The organism is Daejeonella sp. AP26, assembly GCF_056680515.1.
In genome coordinates, this window is sequence record NZ_CM155286.1 from 1284748 (window position 1) to 1300007 (window position 15260).

A 15260-nucleotide genomic window follows, 5' to 3' on the forward strand; every position below is an offset into this window, starting at 1 on the left:
CGTTTTTAATGATAATTGTTCTGGCTAACTGAAACATAGCTTTGCAAATTACATTGTAGATTGTAGAACTTGGCTCAGCTGATTCGTAAACTTATATGAAAATACTACTTACTGGGGCCACCGGCTACATTGCCCAGCGACTTCTTCCGGAATTATTGAATGATGGTCATTCAGTTGTTTGTTGTGTAAGGGATAAGGGACGCTTCGATCTTACTCGATTTAGCAGCCCTGATATTGAAGTTGCAGAAGTTAATTTCCTGGAAGAAGACACTTTACAAAACATTCCGGAGGACATAGACATTGCTTTTTACCTCATTCATTCCATGAGTACCCGAAGCGGTGACTTCGAAAGAATGGAGTCAGATTCTGCAGAGAATTTTGTGAAGCGGATGAATCAGACCCGCGTGAAACAGGTAATCTATCTGACCGGAATCGTGAATGAAGAACATTTATCCAAGCATCTGAAATCCAGGAAGAAAGTAGAAGAAATCCTTGCTGCCGGCAATTATTTTTTTACAGCTTTAAGGGCGGGGATAATAGTAGGATCGGGAAGTGCCTCTTTTGAAATTATTCGTGATCTGGTAGAAAAGCTACCGGTGATGCTCACGCCGCGCTGGCTTAACACCAGAACACAACCTTTGGCCATCCGTGATGTGATATCCTACCTTAAGGGTGTGATTAATCTGCCTGAGGCAATGGGTAAGAGTTTCGACATCAGCAGCGGGGAGATTCTCACTTATAAAGAGATGCTGTTACGTTTTGCTAAAGTAAGAAAGCTCACAAGAAAGATCCTGGTTCTGCCGGTTTTAACGCCGAGGCTATCTTCTTACTGGTTATACTTTGTTACCTCCACCTCGTTTGCGCTTGCAAGAAACCTGGTGGACAGCATGAAAGTAGAAGTTATCGGCAAACCAAATGAGTTGGGTAAACTGTTAAATATTAAGCATGCAACCTATGAAGAAGCCATAAATATGGCCTTCGTGAAAATAGAAAATGACCAGGTGTTATCCAGCTGGAAGGATGCGCTTACCAGTCAGACATTATATAAAGGAGTTACTGAGCATTTGCAGGTTCCTTCTGAAGGTTGCTTCAAAGATTACAGGAAGCACAAGGTAAAGAGTGCAGAGAATACGCTCGATAAAATCTGGCGGATTGGTGGAAGCACCGGATGGTACTATGGCGAGTGGTTGTGGAATATTCGGGGTGTGATGGATAAGTTTGCCGGCGGTGTAGGTTTAAGGCGGGGTCGCAGAAGTCCTACTCAAATATATGCGGGTGATACACTTGATTTCTGGAGAGTGCTGGTAGCCAGCCGGGAAGACAAGCGATTATTACTGTATGCAGAAATGAAATTGCCTGGGGAAGCCTGGCTGGAGTTTAAGATCAATGAAAAGAACGAGCTGGAACAAACCGCCACGTTCAGGCCTTTAGGTTTACAAGGTAGATTATACTGGTATTCCGTGTGGCCATTTCACGGGCTTATTTTTAATGGGATGTTGCAGAAACTGGCTTCTTAAGGTGCTGCAACATCCCATTTATGTTTACAAAAGGCTAAGCTCTTTAGATCAGGTATAACCTAAAATCTTTAAAACTTGCTTGCTATTCTGTTCTTCTCCAAACACCTCAAAATTGAAAGTCTCATCCCGGTTTCTACGAATGATGACCTGTTTTGGCGATGGAAGCAAGCAATGATGAATACCGCCGTAACCACTTAATACTTCCTGGTAGGCTCCAGTATGAAAGAAACCCAAATATTGAACTTTACGGGTCTTTGGCATGAACACGTTGTTCATGTGGGCTTCCTGATTGTAGTAATCCTGGCCATCGCAGGTGATTCCGCCAAGGTTTACTCGCTCGTATTCAGAGTCCCAGTTATTTACTGGTGCTAATATATACTTCTGGTTCAACGCCCACACATCAGGCAGGTTAGTAATGAACGAGCCGTCAAGCATCAGCCATTTCTCACGGTCGTTTTGCTGTTTACGGCCCAATACTTTATATAGAATCCCGGAAGCTTCAGCTACTGTATATTTACCAAACTCAGTGATGATATCCGGTTCTATAGTGTCGTTCTCTGCACAGATCTCTTTAATCCGCTTGACAATCTCATTAACCATGTATTCGTAGTCAAAATCGAATACTAATGAATCCTTAAAGGGCATTCCACCGCCAATGTCTAGGGTGTCCAAATCTGGATTTACCTTTTTGAACTTGCAGTAAAGAGTTACGTATTTTTCGAGCTCGTTCCAGTAGTATGGAGTATCAGAGATACCCGAATTAATGAAAAAATGAAGGAGCTTCACCTTAAAATTAGGGTTTTGTGCAATCTTGTGATTGTAAAAATCAATCACATCCTCGATACGAATACCCAGACGTGAGGTGTAAAATTGGGAGTCTGGCTGCTCTTCTGCGGCAATCCGGATTCCGAGGTTACAGGCTATGTCCAATTCGTCATCATAAATATTGAATTCCTCCTTATTATCTAAGACCGGAATGATATTGTTGAATCCGTCGTGCAGCATATCAATGATATATTGCTTATACTGGAAAGTCTTAAAGCCATTACAGATCACTGTAATGTCCTTATTCAAGACGCCTTTTTTTTCCAGAGCATCAATCATAGGCATATCAAATGCGGAGGACGTTTCCAGGTGTATCTCGTTCCGCAACGCTTCTTCAACAATATGCCTGAAATGAGAACTTTTAGTGCAATAACAGTATTTATAGCTACCGCGATAGTTATTTCGTATAATAGCCGACTGAAACAGCAGTTTGGCCTGTTGTATTTTTTTACTTATAATAGGAAGATAAGTAAACCTTAAAGGTGTTCCATAGGTTTCGATCATCTCCATGAGGTTCAGATCATGAAAATATAGCTCGTCGTCTATAATCTCAAATCCTTCCTGAGGAAATCCAACGCTTAAATCAAGAAACTCCGCGTAGCTCTGCATTTTTTTATAATTTTGCCAAAGATAATTTTTTAGACTTTAGATTAGGATATGAGTTGTGAGATTATAAAAATATTACTTCTAAACTTTATTGTCGTTAAAGCAGATCTCACAAACTAAATCTATGCCTGAAATAAAGATCATTGAAATAAAGTCAGAACTTGGTGCAGGTACTCGTGGCGCTAGTCTTGGCGTCGACGCCATTAAAATCGCTGCCCTTGATTTCGGAAGTCGTTATTTCAAAAAATATAACAGCGTAGAAGTTCCTCATGAGAATCATTTACTTCTTGAAGCCACCGGAAGCCAATATGCAAAACGTATTTCCGGCGTTTTAACTATTATTGAAAGGGTGAGTGAAGAGGTTACCAAGACTCTTAATCATAAAGAATTTCCTATTGTGCTTGCCGGCGACCACAGCTCTGCGGCGGGAACTATTTCGGGCATTAAAAAGGCTTTTCCTAAATCTATACTGGGCGTTATTTGGATTGATGCCCATGCCGATATTCATTCGCCATATACTACTCCATCCGGGAATTTGCATGGAATGCCCATGGCAATGGTTTTAGATGAAGATAATATTGAATCTAAAGTTAATACGCTTGATCAGGAAACAGTCAATTACTGGTATCAGTTAAAAAACATTGGTAACATTGCTCCAAAGATTACTTACAAAGATGTGGTTTATATTGCTACGCGGGATACAGAAACTCCCGAGGAGTATTTATTGAAGAAGAATAATGTTAAAATTTTCACCACTGCAGAAATCCGCAAGAGGGGCGTTGAACGAGTCGCTATTGATGCGTTACAATATCTTGATCATTGCGACTTAATCTACGTATCCTTTGATGTGGATTGTATTGATTCTGCAATCTCCAGAGGAACCGGAACGCCCGTTGCCAACGGAATCACCGAACGTGAGGCAGGTAACTTAGTCTCCCGGTTAATGACAAGTGACAAAGTTTGTTGCTTTGAAATTGTCGAAGTAAATCCAACGCTTGACAAAGAAAACCTGATGGCCGAGAATGCTTTCGAGATCCTGGTACGAGCGACTAATTCTTTAATCAACGATTAGAATAATTCAAATACAATACAGGCTTCTATACAATGCCTGCACAATAAATATATGACCCTGGAAAATAATATTATCAGCCTGACAGTTAAAGCTGTAAAAGAACTATATGGGGCAGACCTTCCCGAAACACAGGTTGCCCTGCAGGAAACCCGAAAAGAGTTCAACGGACAAATTACTGTAGTTACTTTTCCGATGATCCGGTACTCAAAGAAATCACCGGAACAAACCGGACTGGAGATAGGCGAGTATTTGAAAAGTAACATCGTGGAAATCATTGATTTCAATGTCATTAAGGGGTTTTTAAACTTATCTGCGGCAGACAATTTCTGGATATCACAACTTCAAACTCAAATTAACAGAAGTGATTACGGACAGTTTCCCGCAAACGGGAAAAAGGTGATGGTAGAATACTCTTCTCCAAACACTAACAAACCTCTTCACCTGGGCCATGTACGTAATAACTTACTGGGCTTTTCTGTTGCTGAGATCTTAAACGCATACGGCTACGAAGTTATAAAAGCCAACCTGGTAAACGACCGTGGTATTCATATCTGTAAATCAATGCTTGCCTGGCAACTATTTGGTAAAGGGGAAACACCTGAAACTAACGGCTTAAAGGGTGATCACCTGGTAGGTAAGTATTACGTAAAGTTTGATCAGGAATATAAAAAGCAAATTGAGGAGTTAGTTTCGACTGGCCTTACCGAGGAGGAGGCTAAGAAAAAGGCGCCGCTGATAATCCAGGCGCAGGGAATGCTGTTAAATTGGGAAGCTGGCAACAACGATACCATTGCACTCTGGAAATTGATGAACGCCTGGGTGTACTCCGGTTTTGATGTAACCTACAAAAAGCTGGGTGTTAACTTTGACAAGTTTTACTACGAATCTGACACTTATATTTTAGGAAAAGATACCATACAGGAAGGTTTAGATAAGGGGGTGTTCTTCAAAAAGCCTGACGGATCGGTTTGGATTGATCTTACCAGCGACGGTTTAGATGAAAAGCTTGTATTACGTGCTGACGGAACTTCTGTCTATATAACTCAGGATCTTGGGACTGCGGAGTTGAAACATGACGATTTCCAGATGGACGAATCGATCTACGTGGTTGGAAACGAACAAGACTATCACTTCAAAGTGTTGTTTCTGATCTTGGAGAAGCTTGGCAAGTCATGGGCAAAAGGCCTGCATCATCTTTCTTACGGAATGGTTGACCTTCCATCCGGAAAGATGAAATCCCGTGAAGGAACTGTTGTTGATGCTGATGAACTCATAGACGAAATGCTTAATACAGCCCGTCAGCGGACTGAAGAGCTTGGTAAAGTGGAAGGTTTCTCAGAACACGAAAAGACAGAGTTATATGAGATGATTGGCCTGGGAGCCCTTAAATACTTCTTGTTGAAGGTTGAACCGAAAAAGCGTTTGTTATTTGACCCCAATGAATCAATTGATTTTCAGGGTAATACCGGACCGTTCATCCAGTACACCCATGCACGTATAAATTCTGTATTAAACAAAGCATCATACACCGTCGGAGATTCTAAACCCTACAACTCCGCATTATCGGCTGTCGAACGCGATCTGCTGGTTATACTTACCAAGTACCCGGACGTTGTTGAAGCCGCTGCAAGGGACTACAGCCCGGCGCTTATAGCGAACTATGTGTTTGAGCTAGCTAAACTTTATAATAAGTTCTATCACGAAGAACCTATATTGAAGGCAGAAGTTGAAGACGAAAAATATTTCAGACTTGAACTTTCTGCGGCAACTGCCGCTGTTATCAAAAAAGCAATGAACTTGTTAGGTATCCAGGTTCCGGATAGGATGTAAATCGTATTGTTTCATTTAAGTATACAGACCGTCTCAGTGAGACGGTCTTTTTTTTGGCTTAATCAGCAGCGGGTTACAAGCTGTACAGGCCAGAAACATTTTACGGTTGATAAATTGAACGTTATCGCCATTTTCAGATGCTTTCTTCAGCTCTAGACACTTCTGCTTAGTTATTGGTCAGCAAAAAGGCCTTCCAGATGGGTAAGTGCTGAACACAGGTGACTAAGGACTGAACAAGAACTGAATCAGCTATCTCTCTGTCTAGTCCTAAAATAGCTATACAGGTTTATGAATTAATTGTAGATAGACTATACATTGCAATTTGGTAATTGGGATTTAGTTATACAACTATCTTTTTCCCTTTTTTTAATTGGTCTTTTCTTCCATCGTTTCGTGAGAATTTCCTGTTTCAAGTGGGCGTTTTCGGGTGTCAGATAATCACAACTGCTATGCGGCCGAACCTGGTTATAGGCCTGGATACTTTTAGCGATCAAAGTCCTGGACTTGGCAAGTCCCACATTGGTGCTATACAGATCGAATTCTGATTTGAGAATTCCATTGACCCGTTCTGCTAAAGCGTTTTCATAAGGGTTCCCGTTCTCCGTCATACTGATGGCGATTTGATTTCTTTTTAAAAGATCCACATAGGCCTTGCAACAATATTGAGATCCCCGGTCGGAGTGGTGAATCAGCTGCTCGCTGTACATCCGGCTCTGCAGTGCCATCTGTAATGCATCGATACATCCCTGCGCAGATAAGTCTTTACGAAAGGCATGGCCAACGATTTTTCGTGAATGCGCATCTGTTATCAGACTGAGGTATCCCCACTGTCCGATCATTCGAATATAGGTGATGTCACTTACCCAAAGTTGCTCTGGCCTGTAGATGATCATGTCTTTTACCAGATTGGCATATTTACGCATCCAGTGCTTCGAATCGGTCGTGATGACTCTTCTTCTACGTCGCCGGATGTGCAGGTTGTGCGTCCGCATCAAGTCAAATAAATAATCCCTTCCAATCTTTATTTGCTGTTCCTGTAGCTCTTCCTTGAGCATGTAATGCAGCTTTAAGGTTCCCACCCGCGGAAGTGTCTTGCGGATCTGAAGCACCTTTTGCAGGATGATCTCATCTTTTAAGCCTTCATCCTGAGTGCGCCACTGGTGGTCGTACCAGGCGTGTCTTGTTTTGCCAAACAGTCGACACAGGGTCTTGATCCCCTGCTGGGGAAAGTCCTGTTTCATTCTTCCGACTGCTTGGCACCAGACTTTTTTCTGATATCAATTTGAAGCTGTTCTTCGGCGATATCGATCAAGGTATCAAGCGCCTTTATCTTTAGTTCAGCTTCAGCAAGAGCCTTCTGAAGGTCTTTTACTTCATCTTTACTTTTCTTTTGGGATGTCCTGGCCATCGATGGTGCGGGTTGATGACCCACAAGATCGTATTTTTCCTGCTGATCGGCCTTAATCCAATGCTTAATGGCCGTAACGCTTTTTACGTTGAAGGTAATGCGGGCCTGACTGATCGTCATTCCCGACTCTATAGCCCGCAAAACGGAACGCCTTAGCGTGAGCGGATAAGCACACCGTTTATTACTTTGGTATTCTTTAGATCCATAGGTGGTCATCCACAAGCCCAGGGTAGACTTCACCATCCCATACTTTTCAACCGCTGCGCTTCGGGGCAGGCCGCCCTCAACAAGCGAGACGATCTCTTTGATCAACCGCTTATCAAACGGCTGAGTTTTGTGATGCCGTACTACGAACGGCTCTAACTTTTCTTTGGTTTCCATACACTGATTTTAGTGTATAGTTTTTTTAGGAATTGACACTCTGGTACTTTCAAGTCAAAATACAGAACAATAAAAAGCCGGTCTGGATCTTCCGCAGGCCAGCGTTTTCTAAAGGTTGAAATTAGCTTCTAAATTTATCTGCAATAACCAACTCTTTACTGCCGGCAGTGTATTGATAAAAGCCGGAGCCAGATTTAATTCCTTTATTACCAGACATTACCATATTAACAAGTAAAGGACATGGAGCATATTTTGGATTTCCGAACCCGTTGTGCAAAACCTGCAATATAGCGAGGCATACATCAAGGCCGATGAAATCTGCGAGTTGCAAAGGTCCCATCGGGTGGGCCATTCCGAGTTTCATAACGGTATCAATCTCTTCAACACCCGCCACGCCTTCGTATAAAGTATAGATCGCCTCGTTGATCATGGGCATCAGGATGCGATTAGCAACAAATCCCGGATAATCATTTACTTCTACAGGCGTCTTCCCAAGGTTCTTCGAGAGTTCCATAATCTGATTTGTAACCTGATCGGAGGTAGCATAACCGCGGATAACTTCTACCAGTTTCATCACTGGTACCGGGTTCATAAAATGCATCCCGATCACCTTTTGGGGGCGGCTGGTTGCAGCCGCAATTTGGGTGATTGATATGGAGGAGGTATTGGATGCCAGAATGGTTTCCGCTTTGCAGTTCTGATCAAGATTTTTAAAGATCTTTAGTTTCAGGTCCAGGTTTTCGGTTGCTGCTTCTATAACCAGGTCAGCATTTTCAACTCCTGACTTAAAGTCTGTGAAGGTCTTGATTTTCTGTAAAGTATGTGATTTGTCGGCTTCTGTTATCGAACCTTTAGTTACCTGGCGGTCCAGGTTTTTGGAGATGGCTGCCAGTCCTTTTGAAAGCGCTTCGTCAGATATGTCAACTAAATTAACGGTATAACCGGTCTGAGCAAAGGTATGAGCAATGCCATTTCCCATCGTGCCAGATCCGATAACAGATATATTCATCATAAAATAGGTTTTTATTGCAAATATATAATTGTGGGGTGTGGATATGTATAGCAGGCAACATTATTTGATCCGACCAGAAGCATATCAACTTATATTTTTTGGTTATTTAAAAGACATTAAGCGGATTGAAAACAAGAAAAGCGGCTCATTGAGCCGCTCTTCTTCATTCAACCTAACCTAAACCAACCTAAACCTTTTCTTTACGCATCCTTTCACCTTTTCTACCTTTATGGTGTTTTTTTCCTCTTTCTTTTTGATTTTCTTTTGACTCGCGATAGTTCTTAAGCTGATCAGCGTTTAATATCTTCTCAAGTTTTTTATCATTTTCAGCCATCACTTCCTTATGCTTCTTTATGCGATCTTTCATTTCTTCAGAACGTTCTGCACGCATCTTTTCCATCTTTTTCGCCTGATCAAGCTGCAGGTTATAAACTTTAGCATTCTGATCGGCTGTAAGATTTAACTTTTTTTCAAGCATTTCGGTCCTTTGTTTTGCCCGTTCTTCTGCTGTTCTTTTTTGTCTTTTTTCTGTCTGGGAATATCCGGAAGTTAATACTCCAAATAAAATGGCTGTAGTTAAAATAAGTGCTCTCATCGTCCTATGATTTATATTGAGATAGATGAATTTATTGGCAAAGGGTTTAAGAATGGATATGTTAAATAATGTTAAGACTTGTTTCCATGTAAACCTGAAAGAGACTTCTGCATCTGTGAAACCATGCTTGTCAATGACTCGAGGGTTGGTTCTGCAGCTGGTTCCGGAAACTCGGTACTGATAAAAGCCTTAGCTTTCCAGATCTCCAGCACATCTTCCGCAGGAATAGAGTATGGCTCGTAAACTGTATTATCTGAGATGAGCTTAAGGCTTTTATTCTCCTTAAGCTTATTACCCACCCGCTTATAGACAATTCCCTCGCCCTTGCTGATTATGACATAGGTCTCACCAGGCTTCAAATCACTCCAGTTTGTAAGATACTCGCCAACTACGATGGTGCCTGATTGCAGCGGCAGCATGGAATCCCCCTTTATTTCAAAAGCGCGATAGGTGCCCTGTTTAAACATAGGCAACTGAAATTTAGGTAACTCGCTGATATACTCTGGATCGGAGTACCCATTTAAATAGCCAGCACTAGCCTTCACAGGTACCAGTTCAATGTTCTCCCGATCATTAGCATCCACAGAAATACTCAGTACGCGAATGTTTCCGGGATCGCCTTTAGGGCGCGGTTTCCACCTCTCATCTATCTTATCGTTAATAAGCTCGTCCATTGAAAGCTCATAGAAAGATGCGAATTTTTTTAGCAATTCATATTTGGGCTCCGCTCGCTCTTCTTCGTAAGCTCCGACAAGAGACCGCTTAATATCAAGCGCATCAGCGAATTGCTGTTGGGTTAACCCTTTCTTTTTACGCAGGTACTTGAGATTTGAAGAAATATTTGCCATTTGAAAATAAATTTGTGATTGCTAAAATAATTAGTATTTTTATGCTCATAAAATTAGCAATTATTTTGCAATTCTCAATAGAGAAATTAATTATTAATAGACGGCAAAAAAGAGAGAGTATGAAAAAGTATGTTTATTTAGTGACCGATCGTAACCGTAGCTGCCTGCATGTTGGTATGAGCAGTGATCTGATGAAAACTATGGCATTTTACCGCCAGATGCCGAACCTCTTTTTTGATTCCGGTCAGCAACTAACCCGCCTAGTTTACTTCGAAGAACTAAATTCTGAGTTGACCGCTATGCAACGCTTTAATTTGATAAGCCGCTTTACCCGTATTCAAAAAGATCGGATTATTCGGTCGGTTAATCCTGATTGGCTGGATCTGACTATTGGCCTTGATTTCGAAAAAATGTTGTTCGGGGGTATTCAGGTTGGACTGCCAGTCAGAAATCTTTCTTAAAAGGATTTGGTTTTGAGAATTATCTTTTGATGAACCTTAATGCTGCCGAATTCATACAATAGCGTTTTCCACCTTTATCTTTTGGTCCGTCATTAAACACGTGGCCCAAATGAAGTCCGGTTTTGGCCTCTATTACTTCATCGCCTGATATACCGAAGCTTTTCTCGTCGATTACTATCACTGCAGTGGGACTGATTGGTTTAGTAAAGCTGGGCCAGCCCGTACCGGAGTCAAACTTATCCTCAGAACTGAAGAGAGGTTCCCCGGTTGCAGCACTTACATAAATACCACTTTGATAGTTTTTGTCATACGGATTATTGAAAGGTGGTTCTGTCTCTCTTCTCACCATTACGTCATATGATATTGGACTCAGAACCTTCCTCCATTCAGCATTAGTTTTTTTACAGCAAAAACAGTTGCGCTTTTCTTCGTACCTGCATTCTGGCCACAACCTGAGATATTGATGACCAATAGTAATGCTAATAAGGTCGATGTCGTTTTCATAATATAAACTAACGTAATATCCAAACAGCAAGTTTTAAAAGTCGCTTAAAAAAAAAGACCCGCTGTAAGCGAGTCCTTTCTCATTAAAAGAAGATTGAAATTATTCTTTTGGCAATAACACATTGTTGATGACATGCATTACTCCGTTAGACTGCTCCACGTCAAACATGGTTACCAAGGCAATATTACCTTTACTATCCGTAATTTGAAGATTCTTCTCAGCGTTGATGGAAACTGTTAAATCTTCCCCTTCAACCGTTTTTAAGGTCGCATTTCCATTAGCACGAGCTACCGCCAAAGCCAAATCTTTCGAGGTTAATTTCCCTGGTACTACATGATACTCAACTACATGAGCTAACTTCTCTTTATTTGCTGCTTGCTTAAGCGTATCAAGGGTTCCGGCAGGCAATTTTGCGAAAGCATCATTCGTTGGGGCGAAAACTGTAAATGGTCCGTTTGCTTTAAGGGTATCAATCAATCCAGCGGTTTTAATAGCTTCCACCAACGTGGTGTGCTCTTTTGATTTGGATGCATTTTCAATAATATCACTGGTAGGAAGCATTGCTGCGCCACCAACTACTTTTGATTTAACTAAAGCTTTTGAAGTGTCCGGTGTAGATGTCTCTGTTTGGGAAGGAGCAGCTTTAGATGTACTGTCCGGCTTAGTTTGCGCTTCAGCAAATAGTATGGAAGTAAACGTAAAAACAGAAGCTGTGAGAACAAAAATTGATTTTTTCATGAGATTTTACTTTAATTTTTAATGAATAGATGTAGTTATTACAAGTAAAATTTCAAACGTATATGCGTTAATGTTTTGGTGTCTAATTATATCATTAGCTGTTTAATTAACTTTTCAATATCTAAATTGTTGTAAAGCGCTTTTTGAAATGTTTGTAAAATATTGGTTATCAGTTAATTAAAATGAATATAATCGCACAGGATATTTAGTTACAAAAAAAGAGCGGCTGATCAGCCGCTCTTTTTTTGTAACGATTTTCGCGATAAACTTACCAACCAGGGGCGAAAGTTAAGCCAAACACACCGCCATTAATATCTTTCCTTTGAAATGGAATTGCAAAATATGGTTCAAGTACGAAATACCCGAAAACATTTACTCTTAAAGAAACTCCGGCACTCATTGCTGGAACGCGTTCGTAAACATCTTCAACTTGTCCGGTCTGAGGATTGGGACGAGTACCAATCTTGGAAGGTTGGCTTTTGAAAGCAACCTCTGAATTTTTATCCCAAGCCAGCCCCATATCAAAAAAGGCATTCAGGTCTGAAAACAAAAACTTAGATTCAATAGCTGACAAGCGTTTTGGACCTGTGAAGGGAAGTCTAATTTCAAAATTAGCTACTGCGATTTTGGTACCAACAAGTTGATTAATATCAAAACCGTTTGCTGCGGTTGATCCTTTTTTATAAAAAGAATTCGCTTCGTAACCTCTGATCAGATAATTGTAACCAACGTAAAGTGGGTATAGTCTCGCCTCGTCTCTACCGAACCTGGAGTAGTTATAAGCTCTGGCAGCAATGGTAAATGGTTTTACACGTAGATATTTACGCAGATCGGCAGTAACAGCGCTCAGATTATAATCACCCATGTAGGTTTCAATACCTAAGCGGTAACGGAATCCGGCTAAAGGTGAAGTTACACCTGAAAAAGAATTATCTCCAACAAACGCACTGTTTAGTTGATAGGTAGTAAATGAAGCAAAATCCACTCCATAGGTTTTGGCTGCCTCATCTTTTGACAGTTTCTCTCTGTTTGAACCTATAGGGAATCCGATAGAACCTGAAGTTGGATCGAATTCATAGAAGTTGTTAAACCGATCTATCCTATAGCTATAGTAAGAGGCACCTGTACCTACTTCAAAGCGGTGAATGCGTGAAAAAGGGTAGGATGCAAATAGCTGAACCTGATCTTCGAAAGTGCGAATGATATCATAGCGTTCAGCATATACGGGAACTGTGCCCCCCTGGACAGGAATATCATCGATTCCAGCTGATAATAGGCCTGATACATATGGGATATGAGAAATAGCGGCACCCCAGTTAACCCTGCTTTGCTGGTTAATGTATGCTACCTGTCCACCAAAGTCGTAGATCTCACCATTTACGGCTGCTGCTGCATAGATCTGATTTCGACCAAGGATATCACTAAAGACTCCCTGAACTCCGCTTGACAAGCCAGTTCCAAATCTGCCTACTGAGGCGCCTACACCATTGCTGGATAAATAATCAAGCTTGAATTGTGGCTTATAATCAATCCCTTTAATTGAATCTGTAGCAACCTGTTCGAATCTTTCAAAGTTGCTCAAGTTGGCATTAATAATATCTACACCAACTGCATTCGGTGGAGGCAGAGTAGCTGCATCAAAATTCAAAGCAGTTGGGTCTACTGCTACCGGTTTAAATTCGTCCACTTTGGCGTTGTAAATAGAATACTTTTGCGCACGATAATAGGAGTAAAGAATATCATTATTTCGTGATACGCTTAATGCAGGAGAAAACTCAGTGATCCCGCTTATGCCCGTGAAATAATCAGTAAGCTGTTCTACAACACCACTAATAAGATTATGACGGTACAGATTTCTGAAACCATCACGATTACTCAGGAAGTATATACTTTGATTATCCGAAGAAAATTGAGGGTTTAAGTTGTTTGCCCCATTGAACACATTAATATCAGTAACCGCCTTGGTAGCGACATCAAGGATGGCCAGATTAAATGGTATGTTAACTTTTGCTGATGAACGGTCAAGGGTAGTCCTATCACTACTAAAAACTATCTTACTGCCGTCACCAGAAAAACTGGGCTGATAATCTGAATATTTATCATTGGTTAGCTGAGTGACCTTCTTAGTTTTTAAATTGTAAAGAAACAAGTCTCCTTGTCCATTTTTTAACCCTGTAAAGACAATATCTTCACCGTTTGGCGACCAGCTAAGATTACTAAATTCCTCGACATCAATAGAAGTAGTGAGGGTAGTTCGGGCATTTTCCGCATCGACAATCACCAACTTGTTTCTGCCGCTGCTAAATACGCTAAAGGCAAATCTCTTCGAATCGGGTGACCAGGAACCGGCGGATTCAATAAAATTGAACTCGTCGATATGGCTATTTTTTGCCCTACTTGTCAGCTTTCGAATAATTTTGCCGGTTTGCGCATCGGCCAGAAACAGATCGATACTTAACAATTCTTTTTCAGACAAAAAAGCTACATATTTCCCATCAGGTGAAATGGCTGGAGCCACGTTATAATGTTCACCACCATTCTTCTCATCAATTATTCTTCGTCCTACAGGTATCTGAGAAGTATCTTTTAGAAATGGCTTGTACGCATTTTCAATACTTGTTTTCCACAGATTAGATAACGTTCTTTCATCATAACCAAACGTCCGTTTGATGGCCATTTCGTAGCCATACTTTGCGGTTTCTTTAAAAAAAGGAACAATCACAGTATCTCCGTAGGTTGAGCCAATATATGACCAGAACGCCTGGCCGTAACGGTAAGGGAAATACTTATTCGAGGTGGTTAGATCTTTCAGAGTTGGAATATCTTTGTTGAGCATAGCGTCCCTCATCCACATGGATGTATATGCATCCACTTTACCGATGGAGAGATACTCAGCCATTCCTTCAACCATCCATAGCGGCAGGTTACCAATATTCTCGAGATTTGTTGAATCGCCTTCTATCAGCGAATGGTATTGAAATGCGTGAACAAGCTCGTGACCTAATACGTGACGTGTTTGATGATTTAATTGGGTGACGGGCATAATAACCCTGTTTTTCATGCCTTCCGTTACACCACCGGTACCTACACCAATTTCGCCCTGCAATGCAGTTGTCTGTTGAAAGTCCGAATGATTTGAATATAAGATGATCGGATTCTTCTTTGTGAAAGTGTCCCGAAACACCTGCTGATGCAGATCATACCACACTTCGCTTTCTTTAATGAACCGTTTTACAAGGCTATCATTATTCAAATAGTAATATAGCTCGAAATGCGGCGTTTGAAGTACATCAAACTTCAGGTTTTTATAACGTACCTTATTCTGTCCGAAATATTGAGCGTTTACTGTTGTGACCGAGCTAATTATAAGTACAAAAAGAAGGGCACAGGTAAACCATACTGTTGATGGTTTACAGCAAGACATGGAAAAGTTTCTCATCTTATAAAGTTTAGCGGTGATTC

Annotated in this window: 13 protein-coding genes; 4 read left to right on the plus strand and 9 right to left on the minus strand. The window is 41.1% G+C overall.

Features of this window, described 5'->3' with window-relative positions; genetic code table 11:
* The first annotated feature begins 95 nt into the window (after positions 1-95).
* The gene (locus AC1MCB_RS05525; protein WP_479967743.1) at positions 96-1517 is read left to right on the plus strand and encodes an SDR family oxidoreductase; all 1422 of its coding nucleotides are present in this window, start codon (positions 96-98) and stop codon (positions 1515-1517) included.
* 48 nt (positions 1518-1565) lie between these two features.
* Here AC1MCB_RS05525 and AC1MCB_RS05530 read toward each other — a convergent pair whose 3' ends face one another.
* Entirely contained in the window at positions 1566-2951 is a 1386-nt protein-coding gene (locus AC1MCB_RS05530; protein ID WP_479967744.1) for an arginine decarboxylase, read from the minus strand.
* Between the two features lie 121 nt (positions 2952-3072).
* On the opposite strand from AC1MCB_RS05530, the gene rocF reads away from it, so the two are divergent.
* Both rocF and argS read left to right on the plus strand, forming a co-directional pair.
* Positions 3073-4020, plus strand: a complete 948-nt coding sequence (rocF, locus tag AC1MCB_RS05535) for an arginase (RefSeq protein WP_479967745.1) — start codon at positions 3073-3075, stop codon at positions 4018-4020.
* 51 nt (positions 4021-4071) lie between these two features.
* Positions 4072-5850: an arginine--tRNA ligase gene (gene argS, locus AC1MCB_RS05540; protein ID WP_479967746.1), complete on the plus strand. Its 1779-nt coding sequence runs from the start codon at positions 4072-4074 to the stop codon at positions 5848-5850.
* A 308-nt stretch (positions 5851-6158) separates the two neighbouring features.
* Here argS and AC1MCB_RS05545 read toward each other — a convergent pair whose 3' ends face one another.
* From AC1MCB_RS05545 to AC1MCB_RS05565, 5 genes are all read right to left on the minus strand, one after another.
* Positions 6159-7091, minus strand: coding sequence for an IS3 family transposase (locus AC1MCB_RS05545; RefSeq protein WP_479966270.1), 933 nt, complete (start codon positions 7089-7091; stop codon positions 6159-6161).
* On the minus strand, positions 7088-7639 hold the full coding sequence (locus AC1MCB_RS05550; protein WP_479966271.1) for a hypothetical protein: 552 nt from the start codon (positions 7637-7639) through the stop codon (positions 7088-7090). The genes AC1MCB_RS05545 and AC1MCB_RS05550 overlap by 4 nt, the downstream gene beginning before the upstream one ends.
* 121 nt (positions 7640-7760) lie before the next feature.
* Positions 7761-8651, minus strand: a complete 891-nt coding sequence (locus AC1MCB_RS05555; protein WP_479967747.1) for a 3-hydroxybutyryl-CoA dehydrogenase — start codon at positions 8649-8651, stop codon at positions 7761-7763.
* A 187-nt stretch (positions 8652-8838) separates the two neighbouring features.
* Positions 8839-9246 carry a hypothetical protein gene (locus tag AC1MCB_RS05560; RefSeq protein WP_479967748.1) on the minus strand — a complete coding sequence of 136 codons (408 nt, stop codon included), beginning with the start codon at positions 9244-9246 and terminating at the stop codon, positions 8839-8841.
* Between the two features lie 71 nt (positions 9247-9317).
* Positions 9318-10094, minus strand: coding sequence for an XRE family transcriptional regulator (locus AC1MCB_RS05565; protein WP_479967749.1), 777 nt, complete (start codon positions 10092-10094; stop codon positions 9318-9320).
* Here AC1MCB_RS05565 and AC1MCB_RS05570 point away from each other — a divergent pair.
* A complete protein-coding gene (locus AC1MCB_RS05570) occupies positions 10076-10555 on the plus strand; it encodes a GIY-YIG nuclease family protein (RefSeq protein WP_479967750.1) in 480 nt (159 codons plus the stop codon). The genes AC1MCB_RS05565 and AC1MCB_RS05570 overlap by 19 nt on opposite strands.
* A 19-nt stretch (positions 10556-10574) precedes the next feature.
* Here AC1MCB_RS05570 and msrB read toward each other — a convergent pair whose 3' ends face one another.
* From msrB to AC1MCB_RS05585, 3 genes are all read right to left on the minus strand, one after another.
* A complete protein-coding gene (gene msrB / locus AC1MCB_RS05575; protein ID WP_479967751.1) occupies positions 10575-10904 on the minus strand; it encodes a peptide-methionine (R)-S-oxide reductase MsrB in 330 nt (109 codons plus the stop codon).
* A 255-nt stretch (positions 10905-11159) separates the two neighbouring features.
* Positions 11160-11798, minus strand: coding sequence for a fasciclin domain-containing protein (locus AC1MCB_RS05580; protein WP_479967752.1), 639 nt, complete (start codon positions 11796-11798; stop codon positions 11160-11162).
* A gap of 268 nt (positions 11799-12066) precedes the next feature.
* Positions 12067-15237 carry a TolB family protein gene (locus AC1MCB_RS05585; protein ID WP_479967753.1) on the minus strand — a complete coding sequence of 1057 codons (3171 nt, stop codon included), beginning with the start codon at positions 15235-15237 and terminating at the stop codon, positions 12067-12069.
* Positions 15238-15260: the final 23 nt, after the last annotated feature.

Bases quoted from the DNA above. Each gene is read 5' to 3' on its own strand.
- AC1MCB_RS05555 (WP_479967747.1), bottom strand. From the start codon at position 8,651: ATGATGAATATATCTGTTATCGGATCTGGCACGATGGGAAATGGCATT.
- msrB (WP_479967751.1), bottom strand. From the start codon at position 10,904: ATGGTGAGAAGAGAGACAGAACCACCTTTCAATAATCCGTATGACAAA.
- argS (WP_479967746.1), top strand. From the start codon at position 4,072: ATGACCCTGGAAAATAATATTATCAGCCTGACAGTTAAAGCTGTAAAA.
- AC1MCB_RS05560 (WP_479967748.1), bottom strand. From the start codon at position 9,246: ATGAGAGCACTTATTTTAACTACAGCCATTTTATTTGGAGTATTAACT.
- AC1MCB_RS05565 (WP_479967749.1), bottom strand. From the start codon at position 10,094: ATGGCAAATATTTCTTCAAATCTCAAGTACCTGCGTAAAAAGAAAGGG.
- rocF (WP_479967745.1), top strand. From the start codon at position 3,073: ATGCCTGAAATAAAGATCATTGAAATAAAGTCAGAACTTGGTGCAGGT.
- AC1MCB_RS05545 (WP_479966270.1), bottom strand. From the start codon at position 7,091: ATGAAACAGGACTTTCCCCAGCAGGGGATCAAGACCCTGTGTCGACTG.
- AC1MCB_RS05550 (WP_479966271.1), bottom strand. From the start codon at position 7,639: ATGGAAACCAAAGAAAAGTTAGAGCCGTTCGTAGTACGGCATCACAAA.
- AC1MCB_RS05585 (WP_479967753.1), bottom strand. From the start codon at position 15,237: ATGAGAAACTTTTCCATGTCTTGCTGTAAACCATCAACAGTATGGTTT.
- AC1MCB_RS05580 (WP_479967752.1), bottom strand. From the start codon at position 11,798: ATGAAAAAATCAATTTTTGTTCTCACAGCTTCTGTTTTTACGTTTACT.
- AC1MCB_RS05525 (WP_479967743.1), top strand. From the start codon at position 96: ATGAAAATACTACTTACTGGGGCCACCGGCTACATTGCCCAGCGACTT.
- AC1MCB_RS05530 (WP_479967744.1), bottom strand. From the start codon at position 2,951: ATGCAGAGCTACGCGGAGTTTCTTGATTTAAGCGTTGGATTTCCTCAG.